A 17,031-nucleotide genomic window follows, 5' to 3' on the forward strand; every position below is an offset into this window, starting at 1 on the left:
CCGCTCCGGCTTACAGCCGCTCCGGCCCGAACGCGTCCGGCAGGACCTCGCTCATCGGCCGGACGCCCGAGGGCAGCTCGACCAGCAGCTCCGGCCCGCCGTGCTCGTACAGCAGCTGACGGCAGCGCCCGCACGGCATCAGCAGCTCACCCGAGCCGTCGACGCAGGTGAAGGCGGTCAGCCGGCCGCCACCGGTGGCGTGCAGCGCGGACACCAGTCCGCACTCGGCGCACAGCCCGAGCCCGTACGAGGCGTTCTCGACGTTGCAGCCGGTGACCAGCCGCCCGTCGTCCACCAGCGCCGCCGCACCGACCGGGAACTTGCTGTACGGGGCGTACGCGTGGCTCATCGCCTCGCGCGCGGCCGCGCGCAGCCGCTCCCAGTCGATCGCGGAGGCCTGCGGGGACGTCGTCACTTGCCCTGACCCTTGCGGTAGATCTGGCCGTCCGCCTTCGGCGGCCGCAGTCGCTGCGAGGCCAGCGAGAGCACCACCAGGGTGATCACGTACGGCGTGGCGACGATCAGCGGACGCTGCACCTGGTCGGTGAGCGAGTACCAGGCGATCAGGCCCACCGAGACCACGACGGCGATCGCCGCGCCGGTGAACTTGCGCCGGTACAGCTGCCAGAGGGCGAGCAGCGCCATCGCGATGCCGACGATCAGGATCAGCACGTGCACCGACTCCGGGTCACGCAGCTGGAGGCTGTCGGTGAAGCCGAACAGGCCCGCGCCCATGGCGAGACCGCCGGGCATCCAGTTGCCGAAGATCATCGCGGCGAGGCCGATGAAGCCTCGGCCGAGGGTCTGGCCGTCCTTGTAGAAGTGCGCCGCGACCAGCGAGAGGTACGCGCCGCCGAGGCCGGCGAAGGCACCCGAGGCGACGACCGCGTAGTACTTGTACTTGTAGACGTTGACGCCCAGCGACTCGGCCGCGGTCGGGTTCTCACCGCAGGAGCGCAGCCGCAGGCCGAACACCGTGCGCCAGAGCACGAAGTAGCTGACCACGATCAGCGCGCCGGCCAGCAGCACGACCACCGAGATGTTGGTGACCAGACCGCCCAGCACGCCGGCCACGTCGGAGACGAAGAACCAGTGGTGGTTCTCGATGTCCTTCAGGCCGGAGGAGAGGCCCGGGATGGTCATGTACGGCAGCGGATCGGCCGGCGGGGACTGGTTCGCACCGGCGCCCACCGAGATGTAGTCCTTGTAGTAGATCCGGTTGACGTACGCGCAGATGCCGGGGATCAGCAGGTTGATGCCGACGCCGGAGACGATGTGGTCGACGCCGAAGGTCACGGTGATGATCGCGTGCAGCAGGCCGCCGAGCGCACCGCCGAGCATGCCGGCCACCAGGCCGAACCACGGGTTGACCAGGTACCCGGCCCAGGCGCCGCAGAAGGTGCCGGCGACCATCATGCCTTCGAGGCCGATGTTGACCACACCGGCCCGCTCGGACCAGAGACCACCCAGACCGGCCATGCCGATCGGCACGGCGGCGCTGAGCGCGGCGGTGATCTGACCGGAGGAGGTCAGCGAGTGGTTGCCGGTGGCCATGCCCACGGCGGAGAACAGGACCAGGGCACCCGCGATCAGCAGCAGCACCACCGGCCAGGACAGCTTGCGCTTCTTCGCGGGCGCGCCCGGCGCCTTCGGACGGGCGGCAGTTGCCGTACTCACGCGGACACCTCCTTCTTCTCAGTGGCCGCGAGCTGGGCGGCGAGCTCGGCGCCGACCTTCTTCTGCTGGCGGATCAGGCCGTAGCGGCGCACCAGCTCGTACGCGACGACGACGCAGATGACGATGGTGCCCTGCATGACCGCGACGATCTCGAACGGGAACTCACCGTTCTTGGGCAGCGGAAGCTGGTTGCCGGTGGCGTCGAGGAAGGCGAACAGCAGGGCCGCGAAGGCCATGCCGATCGGGCTGTTCCGGCCGAGCAGGGCGACCGAGATGCCGAGGAAGCCGAGGCCGCTCTGGAAGCTCTGGCCGAAGGTGTACGAGTTCTGCAGCAGCTCGGGCAGGCCGATCAGACCGGCCAGACCGCCGGAGACGGCCATCGAGATCATGACCATCTTCTTGACGTTCACGCCGGACGCGGTGGCCGCGGACTCCGAGCGGCCGGTGGCGCGCAGGTCGAAGCCGAAGCGGGTCCGGGTCAGGGTGAACTGGAAGGCCACGCCGACCAGGACGGCGATGAACAGGAAGCCCCAGAGCACGCCGCCGGCCGTGTCGAACGAGAAGAAGTGGCTGGACTCGGAGACCGGAGCGGTCTGGATCGAGTTGCTGGTGGTGCCCTGCTTCGGGGCGAAGATGCCCGGGACCAGCAGCAGACCGACGATCGCGATCGAGATCGCGTTCAGCATGATGGTCGAGATGACCTCGCTGACGCCGCGGAAGACCTTCAGCGCGCCGGCGATGCTGGCGTACAGACCACCGGCCAGCATGGCGGTGACCAGCAGCAGCGGGATCTGGATGATCGACGGCAGGTCGATCTGGCTGCCGATGTAGGCCGTGAACAGCGCGGCGACCCGGTACTGGCCCTCGACGCCGATGTTGAACAGGTTCATCCGGAACCCGAACGCGGCGGCCGCGGCGGCCAGGTAGTAGGTGGTGGCGCGGTTGAGGATCGCCACCTGGCCGTCCGCCTTGGTGGCGTACGTGATCATCACGTTCCACGCCTCGAACGGGTTCTTGCCCGAGGTCGCCAGCAGGACGGAACAGATCACCACGGACAGCACGACCGCGAGCACCGGCGCTGCCAGTGCGAGCACGATCCGCTCACCGCTGATCCGCTTCACCAGGCTCGGCTTGGCGGTGGCGGGGTTGGGACTGGTCATGTTTACTCCCCCGCCTGCGGGTCGTCGGCGGTGTCGGACGGATCGGTGCCCTCGGCCTGGGTGCCCTCGGCGAGCTCCTTGTGGAACGCGGTGAGGTCGTCCTCCACGGACTCGATGTGGCCACGGGCCGCACCGGTCATCGCGGTGCCGAGGTCCTCGGCGGTGACGGTGGCCGGGTCGGCGTCGGCGACCAGGCGGCCGCGGTAGATGACCCGGATGGTGTCGGAGAGGCCGATGAGCTCGTCCAGGTCCGCGGAGATCAGCAGGACGGCCAGGCCCTCGCGCTGCGCGGTCCGGATGTGCTCCCAGATCTGCGCCTGCGCGCCGACGTCCACACCCCGGGTGGGGTGCGCGGCGATCAGCAGCTTGGGCTGGTGGCTCATCTCGCGGCCGATGATCAGCTTCTGCTGGTTGCCGCCGGAGAGGGAGGCCGCGGTGACCTCGATGCCGGGGGTACGGACGTCGTACGCCTCGACGATCCGCCAGGTGTCCTTGCGGGCGGCGGCGGGGTCGAGCAGCAGGCCCTTGGAGTTGGGCTCCTCGGTGACGTGACCGAGGATCCGGTTCTCCCAGAGCGGCGCCTCCAGCAGCAGGCCGTGGCGGTGCCGGTCCTCGGGGATGTAGCCGATGCCGGCCTCGCGGCGGTCGCGGGTGAGCGAGCCGGAGAGGTCCTTGCCGTCCAGGGTGATGGCGCCGGCGTCCAGCGGCAGCATGCCCATGATGGCCTCGACCAGTTCGGCCTGGCCGTTGCCCTCGACACCGGCGATGCCGAGGATCTCGCCCTTGTGGATCCGCAGCGAGATGTCGTCGAGCACGACGCGCTCGATGCCCTCGGCGTCGGTCTTGGCGATCCGCAGGCCCTGGACGTCGAGCATCTCGGTGGTGGTGACGGTCGACTCGCGGCTCTCCGGGGAGGGCAGCTCGGCGCCGACCATCATCTCGGCCAGCTGGCGGGCCGTGACGGCCTTCGGGTCGGCGTCGCCGACGGTGGTGCCGCGGCGGATGACGCTGATCGCGTCGGCCACCGCCAGCACCTCGTGCAGCTTGTGCGAGATGAAGATGACGGTGACGCCCTCGGACTTGAGCTCGCGCAGGTTGTCGAACAGCGCGTCGACCTCCTGCGGCACGAGGACGGCGGTGGGCTCGTCGAGGATGAGGATCTTGGCGCCGCGGTAGAGCACCTTGAGGATCTCGACGCGCTGGCGGTCGGCGACGCCGAGGTCCTCGACCAGGGCGTCCGGGCGCACGCCCAGGCCGTACTGGTCGGAGATCTCCTTGATCTTCGCCTTGGCCTTGGCGCCGATGCCGTGGATGTTCTCGCCGCCGAGGACGACGTTCTCCCACACGGTCAGGTTGTCGGCCAGCATGAAGTGCTGGTGGACCATGCCGATGCCGCGGGAGATGGCGTCGCCGGGGGTGTTGAACTCGCACTGCTCGCCGTTGATCGCGATGGTGCCCTCGTCCGGCTTCTGCATGCCGTAGAGGATCTTCATCAGCGTCGACTTGCCGGCGCCGTTCTCGCCCATCAGGGCGTGCACGGTACCGCCGCGGACGGTCAGGTTGATGTCGTGGTTGGCCACGACGCCGGGGAAGCGCTTGGTGATGCCGCGCAGTTCGACGGCCGGTGTCGCCGTCCCCGCGCTGGGGGTTCCGTCCTTGCGCAGGGGGACGGGATCGGATGCGGTGATGGCGATCTCCTGGTGGTCTGGAGGCGCGTCGTTGCGCTGGGAGGGCCAAGGGAAGACGTGGGGACAGGACGGGGCCCGGGGGTACGCGTTGAGCGCACCCTGCCGGGCCCCTCCCGTGATGCTGTGTCAATCATCGCGCTGCCGGGCGGGCGGCAGTCGCAGCGACGTCCTTGACGCGCGGACCTTACTGGGCCGGCGTGGTCGGGATCTGGGTCGCACCGGACTTGATGGCGTCCGCAGCGGCCTTCAGCTTGTCCTGGATGTCGTCGATCTTGCCACCGGTGGTGGCGAGGGAGACACCGTCGGCCTTCAGGTCGAAGAGCTTGATGCCGGTGAACGGCTGGTTCTTCTTGACCGAGTCGATGTACGAGTACACCGCGTTGTCGACGTTCTTCACCATCGAGGTGAGGATGCTGTTCTTGTACTTCGACAGGGCCGGCTGGCTGGCCTGGTCGGAGTCGACACCGATGGCCAGGGCGCCCTGCTTGTTGGCGACGGCCTCGATGGCGCCGTTGCCGGAGGAGCCGGCGGCGGAGTAGATGACGTCCGCGCCCTTGTCGAGCTGGCCCTGGGCGGCCTCCTTGCCCTTGTCGGGCGAGGCGAAGCCGGAGAAGTCCGGGGGCGTGGTGAGGTAGGTGGTCTCGACCACGATGTTCGGGTCGACGGACTTGACGCCCGCCTTGTAACCGGCCTCGAACTTCTTGATCAGCTCGGTCTGCACACCGCCGATGAAGCCGACGTGCTTGGCCTTGGACTTGTTCGCGGCGGCGACGCCGGCGAGGTACGAACCCTCCTGCTCGGCGAAGACGAGCGAGGTGACGTTGGACGGCTGGTCCTTGTCGTTCGAGTCGATGATCGCGAACTTGACGTCCGGGTGGTCCTTGGCGACCTTGTTGACCGCCGGCTGGTACACGAAGCCGACCGCGATGATCGTCTTGTAACCGCCGTCGATCAGGTTCTTGAGGCGGGTCTCCTTGTCGGCCTCGGCCTCGCCGGCCTTGGCGTCGGCCTCGGTCACCGAGACACCGAGGTCGGACTTGGCCTTGTCGAGACCGCGGGCGGCGGAGTCGTTGAACGACTGGTCGCCACGGCCACCGATGTCGTAGGCCATGCCGACCTTGAGCGAGCCCTCGGAAGAGCTGGAGGAGGCGTTGTCAGTGCTCTTTGCGCCGCAAGCGGCGAGCGAGGCCATGCCCAGGGAACCCGAGAGCACAACCGCGGCGAGCTTCATTGAACGGCGCAAGGGAGTATCTCCTTCTCACACGCACCCATTTAGCGTGGTCGGACGCCACCGTAACGCGCGTAGAACACGGTTGTGTTACGGGCTGCCGGAGCATTCGGGTTGTTATCAAACCGTGGTCTGACGGTCGCCCCGAGGCTCCTTTCCCGTGCGCGGACGGTGGCTGCGAACTGGTGGCGCCCAGTTTACGGAACCACGAATAAAGCCCAAATGATGACAAACTGGACAGATCGCCGCTCAGTGCCCGTCCGGTCCCTCCAGCGCCAGCGCCGCGAACAGCTCCACCCCGATGCCGATCGCCCGCTCGTCCACGTCGAAGCGGCCCTGGTGCAGGTCGCGCACCGTGGTGTCGCCCGGGGCGCGGACGCCGAGCCGGGCCAGCGCGCCCGGGGCGTGCTCCAGGTACCAGGAGAAGTCCTCGCCGCCCAGGCTCTGCTCGGTGCCCTCCACCACCTCACGGCCGTCCCGGCCGAAGCGCGCGTTCATCGCCGCGTCCAGCAGCTCCACCGAGACCGCCTCGTTGACCACCGGCGGCACCCCGCGGTGGTAGTCCAGCGTCCACTTGGCCCGGTAGGTCTCGGCGAGCTTGGCGATCAGCTCGTGCAGCAGGTCCGGCGCCTCGCGCCAGCCGTCCAGCTCCAGGCAGCGGACCGTCCCCTCCAGTTCGGCGTGCTGCGGGATGACGTTCGGCGCCGAGCCGGCGGCGATCCGGCCCCAGACCAGGCTGACGCCCCAACGCGGGTCCATCCGGCGGGCCAGCGCGGCCGGCAGGTCGGCGGCCATCCGGGCGACCGCCGTCACCAGGTCGGTGGTCAGGTGCGGGCGGGCGGTGTGGCCGCCCGGGCCGTCCAGGTGCAGCACCAGGCGGTCGCAGGCCGAGGTGATCGCCCCGGTGCGCAGGGCGATCCGGCCGACCTCCACCTTGGGGTCGCAGTGCACCGCGAAGATCCGGTCGACGCCGTCCATCCCGCCGGCCTTGATCACGTCCAGCGCCCCGCCCGGCATGACCTCCTCGGCCGGCTGGAAGAACAGCCGGACCGGGCGGCGCAGCTCGCCGCCGCGGGCGGCCTCGGCCAGCACCAGGGCGGTGCCGAGCACCACCGAGGTGTGCACGTCGTGGCCGCAGGCGTGGGCCCGGCCCGGGACGGTCGAGCGGTACGGCACCCCGGTCTTGGCGTCGTCGATCGGCAGCGCGTCGATGTCGGCGCGGAAGGCCAGGAACCCGGCGCCCGGGGCCGTCCCGGCCGGGACGATGTCGACGATCAGCCCGGTGCCGCCGGGCAGCACCCGGGGGGTCAGCCCGGCCGCCGTCAGGCGGTCCCGGAGCAGTCCGGTGGTGCGGAACTCCTGGCGGCCCAGCTCCGGGTGCCGGTGCAGATCACGACGGAAGGCGATCAGCTCGGCCTCCAGCCCCCTCACCCGGGCGCGCAGTTCGGCGGTGGGGCGTGCGGTGGCCAGAGTGGCGCCCGGCTGAGCGGGCTCAGGACGGTTCATCTCAACAAGGGTAGGCCTGTTGGGGGGATTTGGCCCGACTTCCGCAAAACTCGTCCCCGGATGGGCGCATACCGGCTGGACAGGTGGGTATGACATCTCGTTTCAGCCGCCTTCCCCGGGGTTGCTTGTCCTGTGCAACGATCACCCGGCCCGGTGGTCACGGCCACCCCGGGCTTGACGCGCACTCAGAAGCGTTCCACCGGCCGGTGGGTGCCCCAGACCCCGCGCAGCGCGTCGCAGACCTCGCCGACGGTGGCCCGGGCGGCCAGCGCGTCGCGCATCGGGTACAGCACGTTCTCCGTCCCCTCGGCGGTGCGGCGCAGCCCGTCCAGCGCCCGGACGACGGCCGCGGAGCTCCGCCCGGCGCGCAGCCGGGCCAGCCGTTCGGCCTGCTGCCGCTCGATCGCCGGGTCCACCCGCAGCGGCTGGTAGGGCTCCTCGGCGTCCAGCCGGAAGCGGTTGACCCCGACCACCGTCCGTTCGCCGGCGTCGGTCTCCTGCTGGAGGCGGTAGGCGGTGCGTTCGATCTCGCCCTTCTGGTAGCCGCCCTCGATCGCGGCCACCGCGCCGCCCAGTTCCTCGACCCGGGCCATCAGCGCGAGCGCGGCGGCCTCCACCTCGTCGGTCAGCGCCTCCACCGCGTAGGAGCCGGCGAAGGGGTCGACGGTGGCGGTCACGTCGGTCTCGTGGGCGAGCACCTGCTGGGTGCGCAGGGCCAGCCGGGCGGCCTTCTCGGTGGGCAGCGCGATCGCCTCGTCGAAGCTGTTGGTGTGCAGCGACTGGGTGCCGCCGAGCACCGCGGCGAGCGCCTGCACCGAGACCCGGACCAGGTTGACCTCGGGCTGCTGGGCGGTGAGCTGCACCCCGGCGGTCTGGGTGTGGAAGCGCAGCATCTGCGAGCGCGGATCCCGGGCGCCGAACTCCTCGCGCATCACGCGGGCCCAGATCCGGCGGGCCGCGCGGAACTTGGCGACCTCCTCCAGCAGCGTGGTGCGGGCCACGAAGAAGAAGGACAGCCGGGGGGCGAAGTCGTCCACGGCCATGCCGGCGGCGATCGCGGTGCGCACGTAGGCGATGCCGTTGGCCAGCGTGAAGGCGATCTCCTGCGCCGGGTCCGCCCCGGCCTCGGCCATGTGGTAGCCGGAGATGGAGATGGTGTTCCAGCGCGGGATCTCGGCCCGGCAGTACCGGAAGACGTCCGCGACCAGCCGCAGCGAGGGCCCCGGCGGGAAGATGTAGGTGCCGCGGGCGACGTACTCCTTCAGCACGTCGTTCTGGACCGTACCGGTGAGCCGGGCGGGCGCCACCCCCTGGGCCTCGCCGACCAGTTGGTACAGCAGCAGGAGCAGGGCGGCGGGCGCGTTGATGGTCATCGAGGTGGACACCTCGCCCAACGGGATGCCGTCGAACAGCACGGCCATGTCCTCGACGCTGTCGACGGCGACGCCCACCTTGCCGACCTCGCCGGCCGCGAGCGGCGCGTCGGAGTCGTAGCCCATCTGGGTCGGCAGGTCGAAGGCGACGGACAGCCCGGTGCCGCCGCCCGCGATCAGCTGCCGGTAGCGGGCGTTGGACTCGGCGGCGGTGCCGAAGCCCGCGTACTGGCGCATCGTCCACGGGCGGCCGGTGTACATCGTCGGGTAGACGCCCCGGGTGTACGGGTACTCGCCCGGCCGGCCGAGCCGAGTGGCCGGATCCCAGCCGGCCAGGGCCTCGGGGCCGTACAGCGGCTCGATCGGGAAGCCTGACTCGGCGCGGCGCGGCTCGGCTGCCATGGGTCTCTCCACGGGATCGGCGGGCGGGAGCACTCGCTGGCAATGTAGGACGTGACCGGCGGGCAGCGGCGGAGACGCGGTTGAGATGATCGGGTGAACGACCGAACGTGCGAACCTGACCGACCAGCCCCCAGGGAGTGGCAATGACCGAGCAGAAGGTGGCCGTGGTCACCGGTGCCAGCAGCGGGATCGGCGCGGCGACCGCCCGCCGGTTGGCCGCCGAGGGCTTCGACGTGGTGCTGACCGCCCGGCGGACCGAGCGGATCGAGGAACTGGCCAAGGAGATCGTCGCCGGCGGCGGCTCGGCCAGAGCGATCACCCTGGACGTCACCGACCGGCCCGCCGTGGACGCCTTCGCGGCCGAGGTCGGCCGGGTGGACGTCCTGGTGAACAACGCCGGCGGGGCGGTCGGCGCCGAGAGCGTCGAGCAGGGCGACCCGGCCGACTGGCTGGCGATGTACGAGGTGAACGTGCTCGGCGTGCTGCACATGACGCAGGCGCTGCTGCCGGCCCTGCGGGCCACCGGCGACGGCACCGTCCTGGTGCTCTCCTCGACCGCCGCGCTGGCCGCGTACGAGGGCGGCGGCGGGTACGTCGCCGCCAAGCACGCCGCGCACACCATCGCCGCGACGCTGCGGCTGGAGCTGTGCGGGGAGCCGATCCGGGTGATCGAGATCGCCCCCGGCATGGTGAAGTCCGAGGGCTTCGCGATCACCCGCTTCCGCGGCGACGAGTCCAAGGCGGCCGCCGTGTACGCCGGCGTGGCCGAGCCGCTGACCTCGGAGGACATCGCGGACACCGTCGCCTGGGCGGTCACCCGGCCGTCCCACGTGAACATCGACCTGCTGGTCGTCCGGCCCCGGGCGCAGGCCGCCAACCACAAGGTCCACCGGGCCTGATCCGGGTCCGGTCGAGCGGCCCGGGGGTGGTGATCCACTGCGTCACCCGCCAGTGGTACACACGTGCGATGACTACCTTTCGGGCCGCCCGCCCACGGGGCCTGGTGACCGCGCTGGCGGCCGGTGCCCTGCTGCTCGCCTCCGGCTGCGACGACACCGCCAAGCCGGCCCAGGACCAGGCCGCCGCCAGCCCGGCCACCAGCACCGCCGCCACCCCCTCGGCCACGCCCACGGCCACCCCGACGCCGACCCCCAAGCCCACCGGCGAGGCCGACCCGGCGCTCAAGCCCTTCTACGGCCAGCAGATCGCCTGGGCCGACTGCCCGGCCGACCCGCAGGCCGAGAAGGCCAAGATCGACATATCCGCGATGCAGTGCGGGAAGCTGCACGTCCCGCTCGACTACGCCAACCCCGCCGCCGACGCGCTCGACATCGCGCTGATCAGGCTCCCGGCCGCCAAGCCGGACCAGCGGGTCGGCTCGCTCATGGTCAACCCGGGCGGCCCGGGCGAGTCCGGGGTCGACATGGTGAAGTACGGCGCCAAGGAGTTCGCCGGCGCCCTGCACAACCGCTTCGACGTGGTCGGCTTCGACCCGCGCGGCACCGGCGACAGCTCGCCCGTCGTCTGCTACGACGACCAGCAGCACGACGCGGCCAACCAGCTGGACACCCCGCTCGACCCGGCGGCCCACAAGGCCGAGCGCGTCAAGCAGTCCACCGCGCACGCCGCCGCCTGCCAGGCGAAGTCCGGCAAGCTGCTGCCCTTCGTCGGCACCCGCAACACCGCCCGCGACCTGGACGTGCTGCGCGCGGCCGTCGGCGACAAGAAGCTCAACTACCTCGGCATCTCCTACGGGACGTACCTCGGCGCGCTCTACGCCGAGGAGTTCCCGAAGAACACCGGCCGGCTCGTCCTGGACGGCGCCGTCGACCCCGCCCAGGACAGCCTCGACCACGGCGTGGACCAGCAGATCGGGTTCGAGAAGTCCTTCGAGCGCTTCGCCCGGGACTGCGTCGAGAACCACGCCGACGAGTGCTCGCTGGGCAAGGACCCGGAGAAGGCCGCCCAGAAGGCCGCCGACTTCCTGGACGGCCTGTACGACCACCCGATGACCACCAAGGACGGCCGCAAGCTCGGCCGCGACCTGGGCTGGACCGGCACCATCTCGATGCTCTACGGCGACGAGCAGAAGTCCTGGAAGTACCTGCGCGCCGGGCTCGGCTGGGCGATGAAGGGCGACAAGGGCGACTACCTGCTGGCCTTCGCCGACGCCTACAACGGCCGCGACGAGAAGGGGCACTACAGCCCGCTGGAGGAGGCGAACGGCGCGATCAGCTGCGCCGACGTCGCCCGCCCCGCGCCGTCCCCGGAGCGCGCCCAGGCCGCGGTCGCCAAGCTGAAGGCCGAGGCGCCGCTGCTGGCCAAGGACGTCACGGTGGACGACTACAGCGAGCCCGGCTGCGCCTACTGGCCGTTCAAGACCCAGGAGAAGCCGCACACCATCCGGGCCGAGGGCGCCGCCCCGATCCTGGTGGTCGGCAGCACCGGCGACCCGGCCACCCCGTACGCCTCCGCCGAGTCGCTGGCCAAGGGCTTCGCCAACGCCACCCTGCTCACCCGGGAGGGCGAGGGCCACGGCGCCTTCGGCAAGGGCAACGCCTGCATCGACCAGGCGCTGGAGGCCTACCTGACCGAGGGGACCATGCCGGCCGCGGGCACCCGCTGCTCCTGAGCCGGGGCGCCCTCCGGGGGGCGCCGCGCGGCGATTAGCAGACGAAGGCGGGGAGGGCGCTGACAGGAAGGTGTCAACGTCACAACTTGATAGCTCGTTCGGATGAATTCCGCGTGCGCCCTCCCCAACTGATGAGCGCTCAACTACCGTTGAGCCGCTGCTCGGCGGGCGCCGAAAGCCTCCCCGCAGCCCCCATACTTCAGCTGCTCCACCCCATCCCACCGGCACCTTCCCGCCCTCACGAGGAGGACCCGCTGGCCAGCGACATCCCGCCGCAGCGGCTCGAACCCGAATCCGAACCGACCCTCCTCGGGCTGCACCGCTTCAACGAGGCCGACGTGGGCGCCGCCGAGGAGGCCCTGCTGGCGTGCTGCGGCAGCCACCGCTGGGCCCTGCGGCTCACCGCGCACCGGCCGTACCCCGACATAGAGTCCCTGCTGGCCGCCGCCAGCGAGGCGTCCTACGACCTCCGCCCGGCCGACCTCGCCGAGGCGCTCGCCGACGAGAGCTGGATGCCGCAGCCGCTGCTCGGCATGCGGGCGCCGGGCAGCCAGGCGGCGCACACCGCGCTGCGGGCCGCCCACGCGGCGTACGAGGCCAGGTTCGGCCACGTCTTCGTGGTCTGCCTGGAGGGCGTGGCCCCCGAGGAGATGCTCGACACCGTGCTCTCCTCGATCCGCACCCGGCTGGCCAACGACCCGGACGAGGAGCGGCTGATCGCGGCGGACGAGCTGCGCCGGATCGCCCTCACCCGGCTGGAGCACCTGGTCGCCACCCATTCGGAGGCCGCGGCGCGCTGAGCGGTGCACTGTGTGACCCGCCGAGTGACCCGCTCCTCCGCTACCTCCGCGCCTGCGCGGCGCGCAGCTTGGCCACCTGCTGCCGCACGATCCGCTCGTCCGGCGCGGTGGCCGGCTCGGTGGCCACGCCGAAGGTGGTGAACACCGCCAGCACCGGGCCGACCCGGGCCAGCACCGCCCGCTGGGAGAGCACCGCCGTACCCGATTCATTCGTGAGGGTGAATCCGGTCGCCGCGTCCGCTCCCCCGGGAGTGGGCGTGTCCTCCCGCCGCAGCCGGTGCCTGGTCCGGATCGGCTCCCGCCGGCCCTGCTTCTCGGCCGGCGGCGCCGAGGCCGTCGAGGTGAACGAGGCGCACGGGCCGAACAGCCGCTCCAGCTCCCCCTGGAGGCCGGCGGCCCGCCCGGACCGGTAGCCGAGCAACCCGCCGTACACCCCGCCCCGGGGGTCGGCCGCCCGGGCCACGCTCAGGTCCGTCTCCGCGTACGGGTAGCCCGGGGCCGGCGAGGCCGGGGCGGCGCCCGCGGAGCCGGCCGGGGTCACCGCGTCCAGCAGCGGCTGACAGGCCGGGACGTCCGCGACCTCCCGCCCGGCGCCCGTCCCGGTGTCACCGTGACCGGGCGTCATCACCGTCACCGTGTAGCCCGCCCCGAGGTCGGCGTCGGTCAGCGCGGCCGCCCGCAGCTCGGCCGCCGACAGCTCGCGCCCGGGCGCGGCCCGGTCGACGGAGGCGCCGTCGACCGTGGTGCAGCCCACCGCGAGCAGCAGCGCGCAGACGGGGAGGACGGCGGACGGTCGGGCGGGGCGGAGCGGCACGGGGGCCTCGGCAGGGGTGTCGGCGGCGGGCTCGGTGCGGGAGCGGGGCGCCACCGTAGCGCAGCCGGACCGTCACCCAGCGCGACCGATCGTGCTTTGGTTCCCGCCGAACTAGGCCAGTCGTGCCTGATTGATCACACCTGAGGCCCCCGGAGGCGGTTCGCGAGAAGGCGTCGATAGGATGCTCGCGGCCGGTGGACCGTACCCGGCCGGGCTGACCGACACCGAAGCCGGCCGAGCCCCCAATCGCTTCCGGAGGGTTTTTCCGTGCCGGCTGGAACGCTGTACCGCGGCCGGGAAGGCATGTGGAGCTGGGTGGCTCATCGAGTCACCGGCGTCCTCATCTTCTTCTTCCTGTTCGCCCATGTCCTGGACACCGCGCTGGTGCGGGTGTCGCCCGAGGCGTACGACACCGTCATTCAGACGTACAAGACGCCGCTCGTGAACCTGATGGAGTACGGCCTGGTGGCCGCCATCCTGTTCCACGCCCTGAACGGCCTGCGGGTCGTCGCGGTGGACTTCTGGGCCAAGGGCCCGAAGTACCAGAAGCAGATGCTCTGGACCGTCGTCGGCGTCTGGGTGCTCCTGATGGCCGGCTCCTTCTACGGGATCCTGCAGCACACGCTGATCTCCTGGTTCGGGAAGTGAGCTGACACATGTCCACGGAAATCTCCGACGCCCTGGTGGTCCCCTCCGCGCAGGCGCACACCGGCAAGGGCCTCGGCACCGGCAACCCGGCCGACGCGTTCGTCATCGAGCCCCCGCGCCAGCGGACCAAGAAGACCCCGCGCCGCACCCGCACCAACTTCGAGATGCTGGCCTGGCTCTTCATGCGCCTGTCCGGTGTCGTCCTGGTCGTGCTGATCCTCGGCCACCTGCTGATCATGCTGGTGCTCGACGGCGGCGTCTCCAAGATCGGCTTCGCCTTCGTGGCCGGCCGCTGGGCCTCGCCGTTCTGGCAGGTCTGGGACCTCCTGATGCTGTGGCTCGCCATGCTGCACGGCGCCAACGGCATGCGTCAGGTCATCAACGACTACGCCGAGAAGGACTCGACCCGGCTCTGGCTGAAGGGCCTCATGGGTACCGCCACGGTCTTCACCGTGCTGCTCGGGACCCTGGTGATCTTCACCTTCGACCCCAACATCTAATCGGGCAATCGGCAGAGGCCAGAGGCGAGTTAACCCCCCATGCAGATTCACCAGTACGACACCGTCATCGTCGGCGCCGGTGGCGCCGGCATGCGCGCGGCCATCGAGTCGACCCAGCGCAGCCGCACCGCGGTCCTGACCAAGCTGTACCCCACCCGGTCCCACACCGGCGCGGCCCAGGGCGGCATGTGCGCCGCCCTCGCCAACGTCGAGGAGGACAACTGGGAGTGGCACACCTTCGACACGGTCAAGGGTGGTGACTACCTGGTCGACCAGGACGCCGCCGAGATCATGTGCAAGGAGGCCATCGACGCCGTCCTCGACCTGGAGAAGATGGGCCTGCCCTTCTCCCGCACCGAGCAGGGCCGGATCGACCAGCGCCGCTTCGGCGGTCACTCCCGCAACCACGGCGAGGCCCCGGTCCGCCGCAGCTGCTACGCGGCCGACCGCACCGGCCACATGATCCTCCAGACGCTGTTCCAGAACTGCGTCAAGCACGGCGTCGAGTTCTTCAACGAGTTCTACGTCCTCGACCTGCTGATCAACGAGGGCAAGACGGCCGGCGTCGTCGCCTACGAGCTGGCCACCGGCGAGATCCACGTCTTCCAGGCCAAGTCGGTCGTGTTCGCCTCCGGCGGCACCGGCAAGTTCTTCAAGGTCTCCTCCAACGCCCACACCCTCACCGGTGACGGCCAGGCCCTGGTCTACCGCCGCGGCCTGCCGCTGGAGGACATGGAGTTCTTCCAGTTCCACCCGACGGGCATCTGGCGCATGGGCATCCTGCTCACCGAGGGCGCCCGCGGCGAGGGCGGCATCCTGCGCAACAAGGACGGCGAGCGCTTCATGGAGCGCTACGCCCCCGTCATGAAGGACCTCGCGTCCCGTGACGTCTGCTCCCGCGCGATCTACACCGAGATCCGCGAAGGCCGCGGCTGCGGTCCGGACGGCGACCACGTCTACCTGGACCTCACCCACCTGCCGCCGGAGCAGCTGGACGCCAAGCTCCCGGACATCACCGAGTTCGCGCGCACCTACCTCGGCATCGAGCCCTACACGGACCCGATCCCGATCCAGCCCACCGCGCACTACGCCATGGGCGGCATCCCGACCAACGTCGAGGGTGAGGTGCTGCGCAACAACACCGACATCGTCCCGGGCCTGTACGCGGCCGGCGAGGTCGCCTGCGTGTCCGTGCACGGTGCCAACCGCCTCGGCACCAACTCGCTGCTGGACATCAACGTCTTCGGCAAGCGGGCCGGCATCGCCGCCGCCGACTACGCGCAGACGGTGGACTTCACCGAGCTGCCCGAGAACCCGGCCGAGAAGGTCCAGTCGCTCGTCGACGGCCTGCGCGAGTCCACCGGCACCGAGTCCGTGGCGCAGATCCGCAAGGAGCTGCAGGAGACCATGGACGCCAACGCGATGGTGTACCGCACCGGCGCCACCCTGAAGCAGGCGGTCGAGGACATCGCCGCGCTGCGCGAGCGCTACAAGAACGTCTCCATCCAGGACAAGGGCTTCCGTTACAACACGGACCTGCTGGAGGCCGTCGAGCTGGGCAACCTGCTCGACCTGGCCGAGGTGCTGGCGGTCTCCGCGCTGGCCCGCGAGGAGTCGCGCGGCGGCCACTACCGCGAGGACTTCCCGACCCGTGACGACGTGAAGTTCATGCAGCACACCATGGCGTACCAGGAGGTCGCGGCCGACGGCAGCACCTCCATCCGCCTCGACTACAAGCCGGTCGTCACGACCCGCTACCAGCCGATGGAGCGTAAGTACTGATGAGCACTCCGACCGTGGAGAAGCACTCGGCCGCTCTGGACGCGGCCGAGGCCGGTGCCACCCAGCTGATCACCGTCACCTTCCGGATCCGCCGGTTCAACCCGGAGGAGCACCCGGACCCGGTGTGGGTCGACTACCAGCTGACGATGGACCCGAAGGAGCGCGTCCTGGACGCGCTCAACAAGATCAAGTGGGAGCAGGACGGCACCCTCACCTACCGCCGTTCCTGCGCGCACGGCATCTGCGGCTCCGACGCCATGCGGATCAACGGCCGCAACCGGTTGGCGTGCAAGACCCTGATCAAGGACGTCGACCCGGAGAAGCCGATCACGATCGAGGCCATCAAGGGCCTCACGGTCCTCAAGGACCTGGTCGTGGACATGGACCCGTTCTTCCAGGCGTACAAGGACGTCATGCCGTTCCTCATCACCAAGGGGAACGAGCCGACCCGCGAGCGCCTGCAGTCCGCCGAGGACCGCGAGCGCTTCGACGACACCACCAAGTGCATCCTGTGCGCCGCGTGCACGTCGTCCTGCCCGGTCTTCTGGAACGACGGCCAGTACTTCGGCCCGGCCGCCATCGTCAACGCGCACCGCTTCATCTTCGACTCGCGCGACGAGGGTGCCGAGCAGCGCCTGGAGATCCTCAACGACCGTGAGGGCGTGTGGCGCTGCCGCACCACCTTCAACTGCTCCGAGGCCTGCCCGCGCGGCATCGAGGTCACCAAGGCGATCCAGGAAGTCAAGCGCGCCCTGGTCACCCGCCGCTTCTGACCCCGCCTGACCACGACGAAGGGCCCCGTCCACCCGGACGGGGCCCTT

Annotated in this window: 15 protein-coding genes; 7 read left to right on the forward strand and 8 right to left on the reverse strand. The window is 70.7% G+C overall.

The genetic code is table 11. From position 1 onward, the window contains the following. Window positions 1-10: 10 nt before the first annotated feature. The 7 genes from ABTY15_RS20440 to ABTY15_RS20470 all read right to left on the reverse strand — a co-directional run bounded on the left by ABTY15_RS20440 (window position 11) and on the right by ABTY15_RS20470 (window position 9,034). A complete protein-coding gene (locus ABTY15_RS20440; RefSeq protein WP_350593651.1) occupies window positions 11-415 on the reverse strand; it encodes a cytidine deaminase in 405 nt (134 codons plus the stop codon). Further along, a complete protein-coding gene (locus tag ABTY15_RS20445) occupies window positions 412-1,677 on the reverse strand; it encodes an ABC transporter permease (protein ID WP_350593656.1) in 1,266 nt (421 codons plus the stop codon). The genes ABTY15_RS20440 and ABTY15_RS20445 overlap by 4 nt, the downstream gene beginning before the upstream one ends. Beyond that, window positions 1,674-2,837 (reverse strand): ABC transporter permease, encoded by a 1,164-nt coding sequence (locus ABTY15_RS20450; RefSeq protein ID WP_350593663.1) that lies wholly within the window; start codon window positions 2,835-2,837, stop codon window positions 1,674-1,676. The genes ABTY15_RS20445 and ABTY15_RS20450 overlap by 4 nt, the downstream gene beginning before the upstream one ends. A gap of 2 nt (window positions 2,838-2,839) precedes the next feature. After that, window positions 2,840-4,363: an ABC transporter ATP-binding protein gene (locus ABTY15_RS20455; protein ID WP_502893551.1), complete on the reverse strand. Its 1,524-nt coding sequence runs from the start codon at window positions 4,361-4,363 to the stop codon at window positions 2,840-2,842. A gap of 346 nt (window positions 4,364-4,709) precedes the next feature. Further along, entirely contained in the window at window positions 4,710-5,768 is a 1,059-nt protein-coding gene (locus ABTY15_RS20460) for a BMP family lipoprotein (RefSeq protein ID WP_350593671.1), read from the reverse strand. A gap of 234 nt (window positions 5,769-6,002) precedes the next feature. Further along, complete coding sequence (locus tag ABTY15_RS20465; protein WP_350593675.1) at window positions 6,003-7,259, reverse strand: amidohydrolase; 1,257 nt, start codon at window positions 7,257-7,259, stop codon at window positions 6,003-6,005. A gap of 185 nt (window positions 7,260-7,444) precedes the next feature. Next, the gene (locus ABTY15_RS20470) at window positions 7,445-9,034 is read right to left on the reverse strand and encodes an acyl-CoA mutase large subunit family protein (protein WP_350593681.1); all 1,590 of its coding nucleotides are present in this window, start codon (window positions 9,032-9,034) and stop codon (window positions 7,445-7,447) included. Between the two features lie 143 nt (window positions 9,035-9,177). On the opposite strand from ABTY15_RS20470, the gene ABTY15_RS20475 reads away from it, so the two are divergent. The 3 genes from ABTY15_RS20475 to ABTY15_RS20485 all read left to right on the forward strand — a co-directional run bounded on the left by ABTY15_RS20475 (window position 9,178) and on the right by ABTY15_RS20485 (window position 12,466). Continuing rightward, a complete protein-coding gene (locus ABTY15_RS20475) occupies window positions 9,178-9,933 on the forward strand; it encodes an SDR family NAD(P)-dependent oxidoreductase (protein ID WP_350593686.1) in 756 nt (251 codons plus the stop codon). A gap of 68 nt (window positions 9,934-10,001) precedes the next feature. Next, entirely contained in the window at window positions 10,002-11,666 is a 1,665-nt protein-coding gene (locus tag ABTY15_RS20480) for an alpha/beta hydrolase (RefSeq protein WP_350593695.1), read from the forward strand. Between the two features lie 131 nt (window positions 11,667-11,797). Next, window positions 11,798-12,466 (forward strand): 2-oxo-4-hydroxy-4-carboxy-5-ureidoimidazoline decarboxylase, encoded by a 669-nt coding sequence (locus tag ABTY15_RS20485; RefSeq protein ID WP_502893547.1) that lies wholly within the window; start codon window positions 11,798-11,800, stop codon window positions 12,464-12,466. Between the two features lie 40 nt (window positions 12,467-12,506). On the opposite strand, the gene ABTY15_RS20490 is transcribed toward ABTY15_RS20485, so the two are convergent. Then, a complete protein-coding gene (locus tag ABTY15_RS20490) occupies window positions 12,507-13,334 on the reverse strand; it encodes a hypothetical protein (protein WP_350593700.1) in 828 nt (275 codons plus the stop codon). A 213-nt stretch (window positions 13,335-13,547) separates the two neighbouring features. Between ABTY15_RS20490 and sdhC the strand changes: the two genes are divergently transcribed. The 4 genes from sdhC to ABTY15_RS20510 are packed head-to-tail and all read left to right on the forward strand — an operon-like array spanning window position 13,548 to window position 16,983. After that, window positions 13,548-13,928 (forward strand): succinate dehydrogenase, cytochrome b556 subunit, encoded by a 381-nt coding sequence (gene sdhC, locus ABTY15_RS20495; RefSeq protein WP_350593709.1) that lies wholly within the window; start codon window positions 13,548-13,550, stop codon window positions 13,926-13,928. An 8-nt stretch (window positions 13,929-13,936) separates the two neighbouring features. Continuing rightward, window positions 13,937-14,428 (forward strand): succinate dehydrogenase, hydrophobic membrane anchor protein, encoded by a 492-nt coding sequence (gene sdhD, locus ABTY15_RS20500; RefSeq protein WP_350593725.1) that lies wholly within the window; start codon window positions 13,937-13,939, stop codon window positions 14,426-14,428. 39 nt (window positions 14,429-14,467) lie between these two features. After that, on the forward strand, window positions 14,468-16,210 hold the full coding sequence (gene sdhA / locus ABTY15_RS20505; RefSeq protein ID WP_350593736.1) for a succinate dehydrogenase flavoprotein subunit: 1,743 nt from the start codon (window positions 14,468-14,470) through the stop codon (window positions 16,208-16,210). Then, window positions 16,210-16,983 (forward strand): succinate dehydrogenase iron-sulfur subunit, encoded by a 774-nt coding sequence (locus ABTY15_RS20510; protein WP_350593744.1) that lies wholly within the window; start codon window positions 16,210-16,212, stop codon window positions 16,981-16,983. Before sdhA ends, ABTY15_RS20510 begins: the two co-directional genes overlap by 1 nt. Window positions 16,984-17,031: the final 48 nt, after the last annotated feature.

This window comes from Kitasatospora sp. NPDC097643 (genome assembly GCF_040302625.1).
Classification (GTDB): Bacteria; Actinomycetota; Actinomycetes; order Streptomycetales; family Streptomycetaceae; genus Kitasatospora.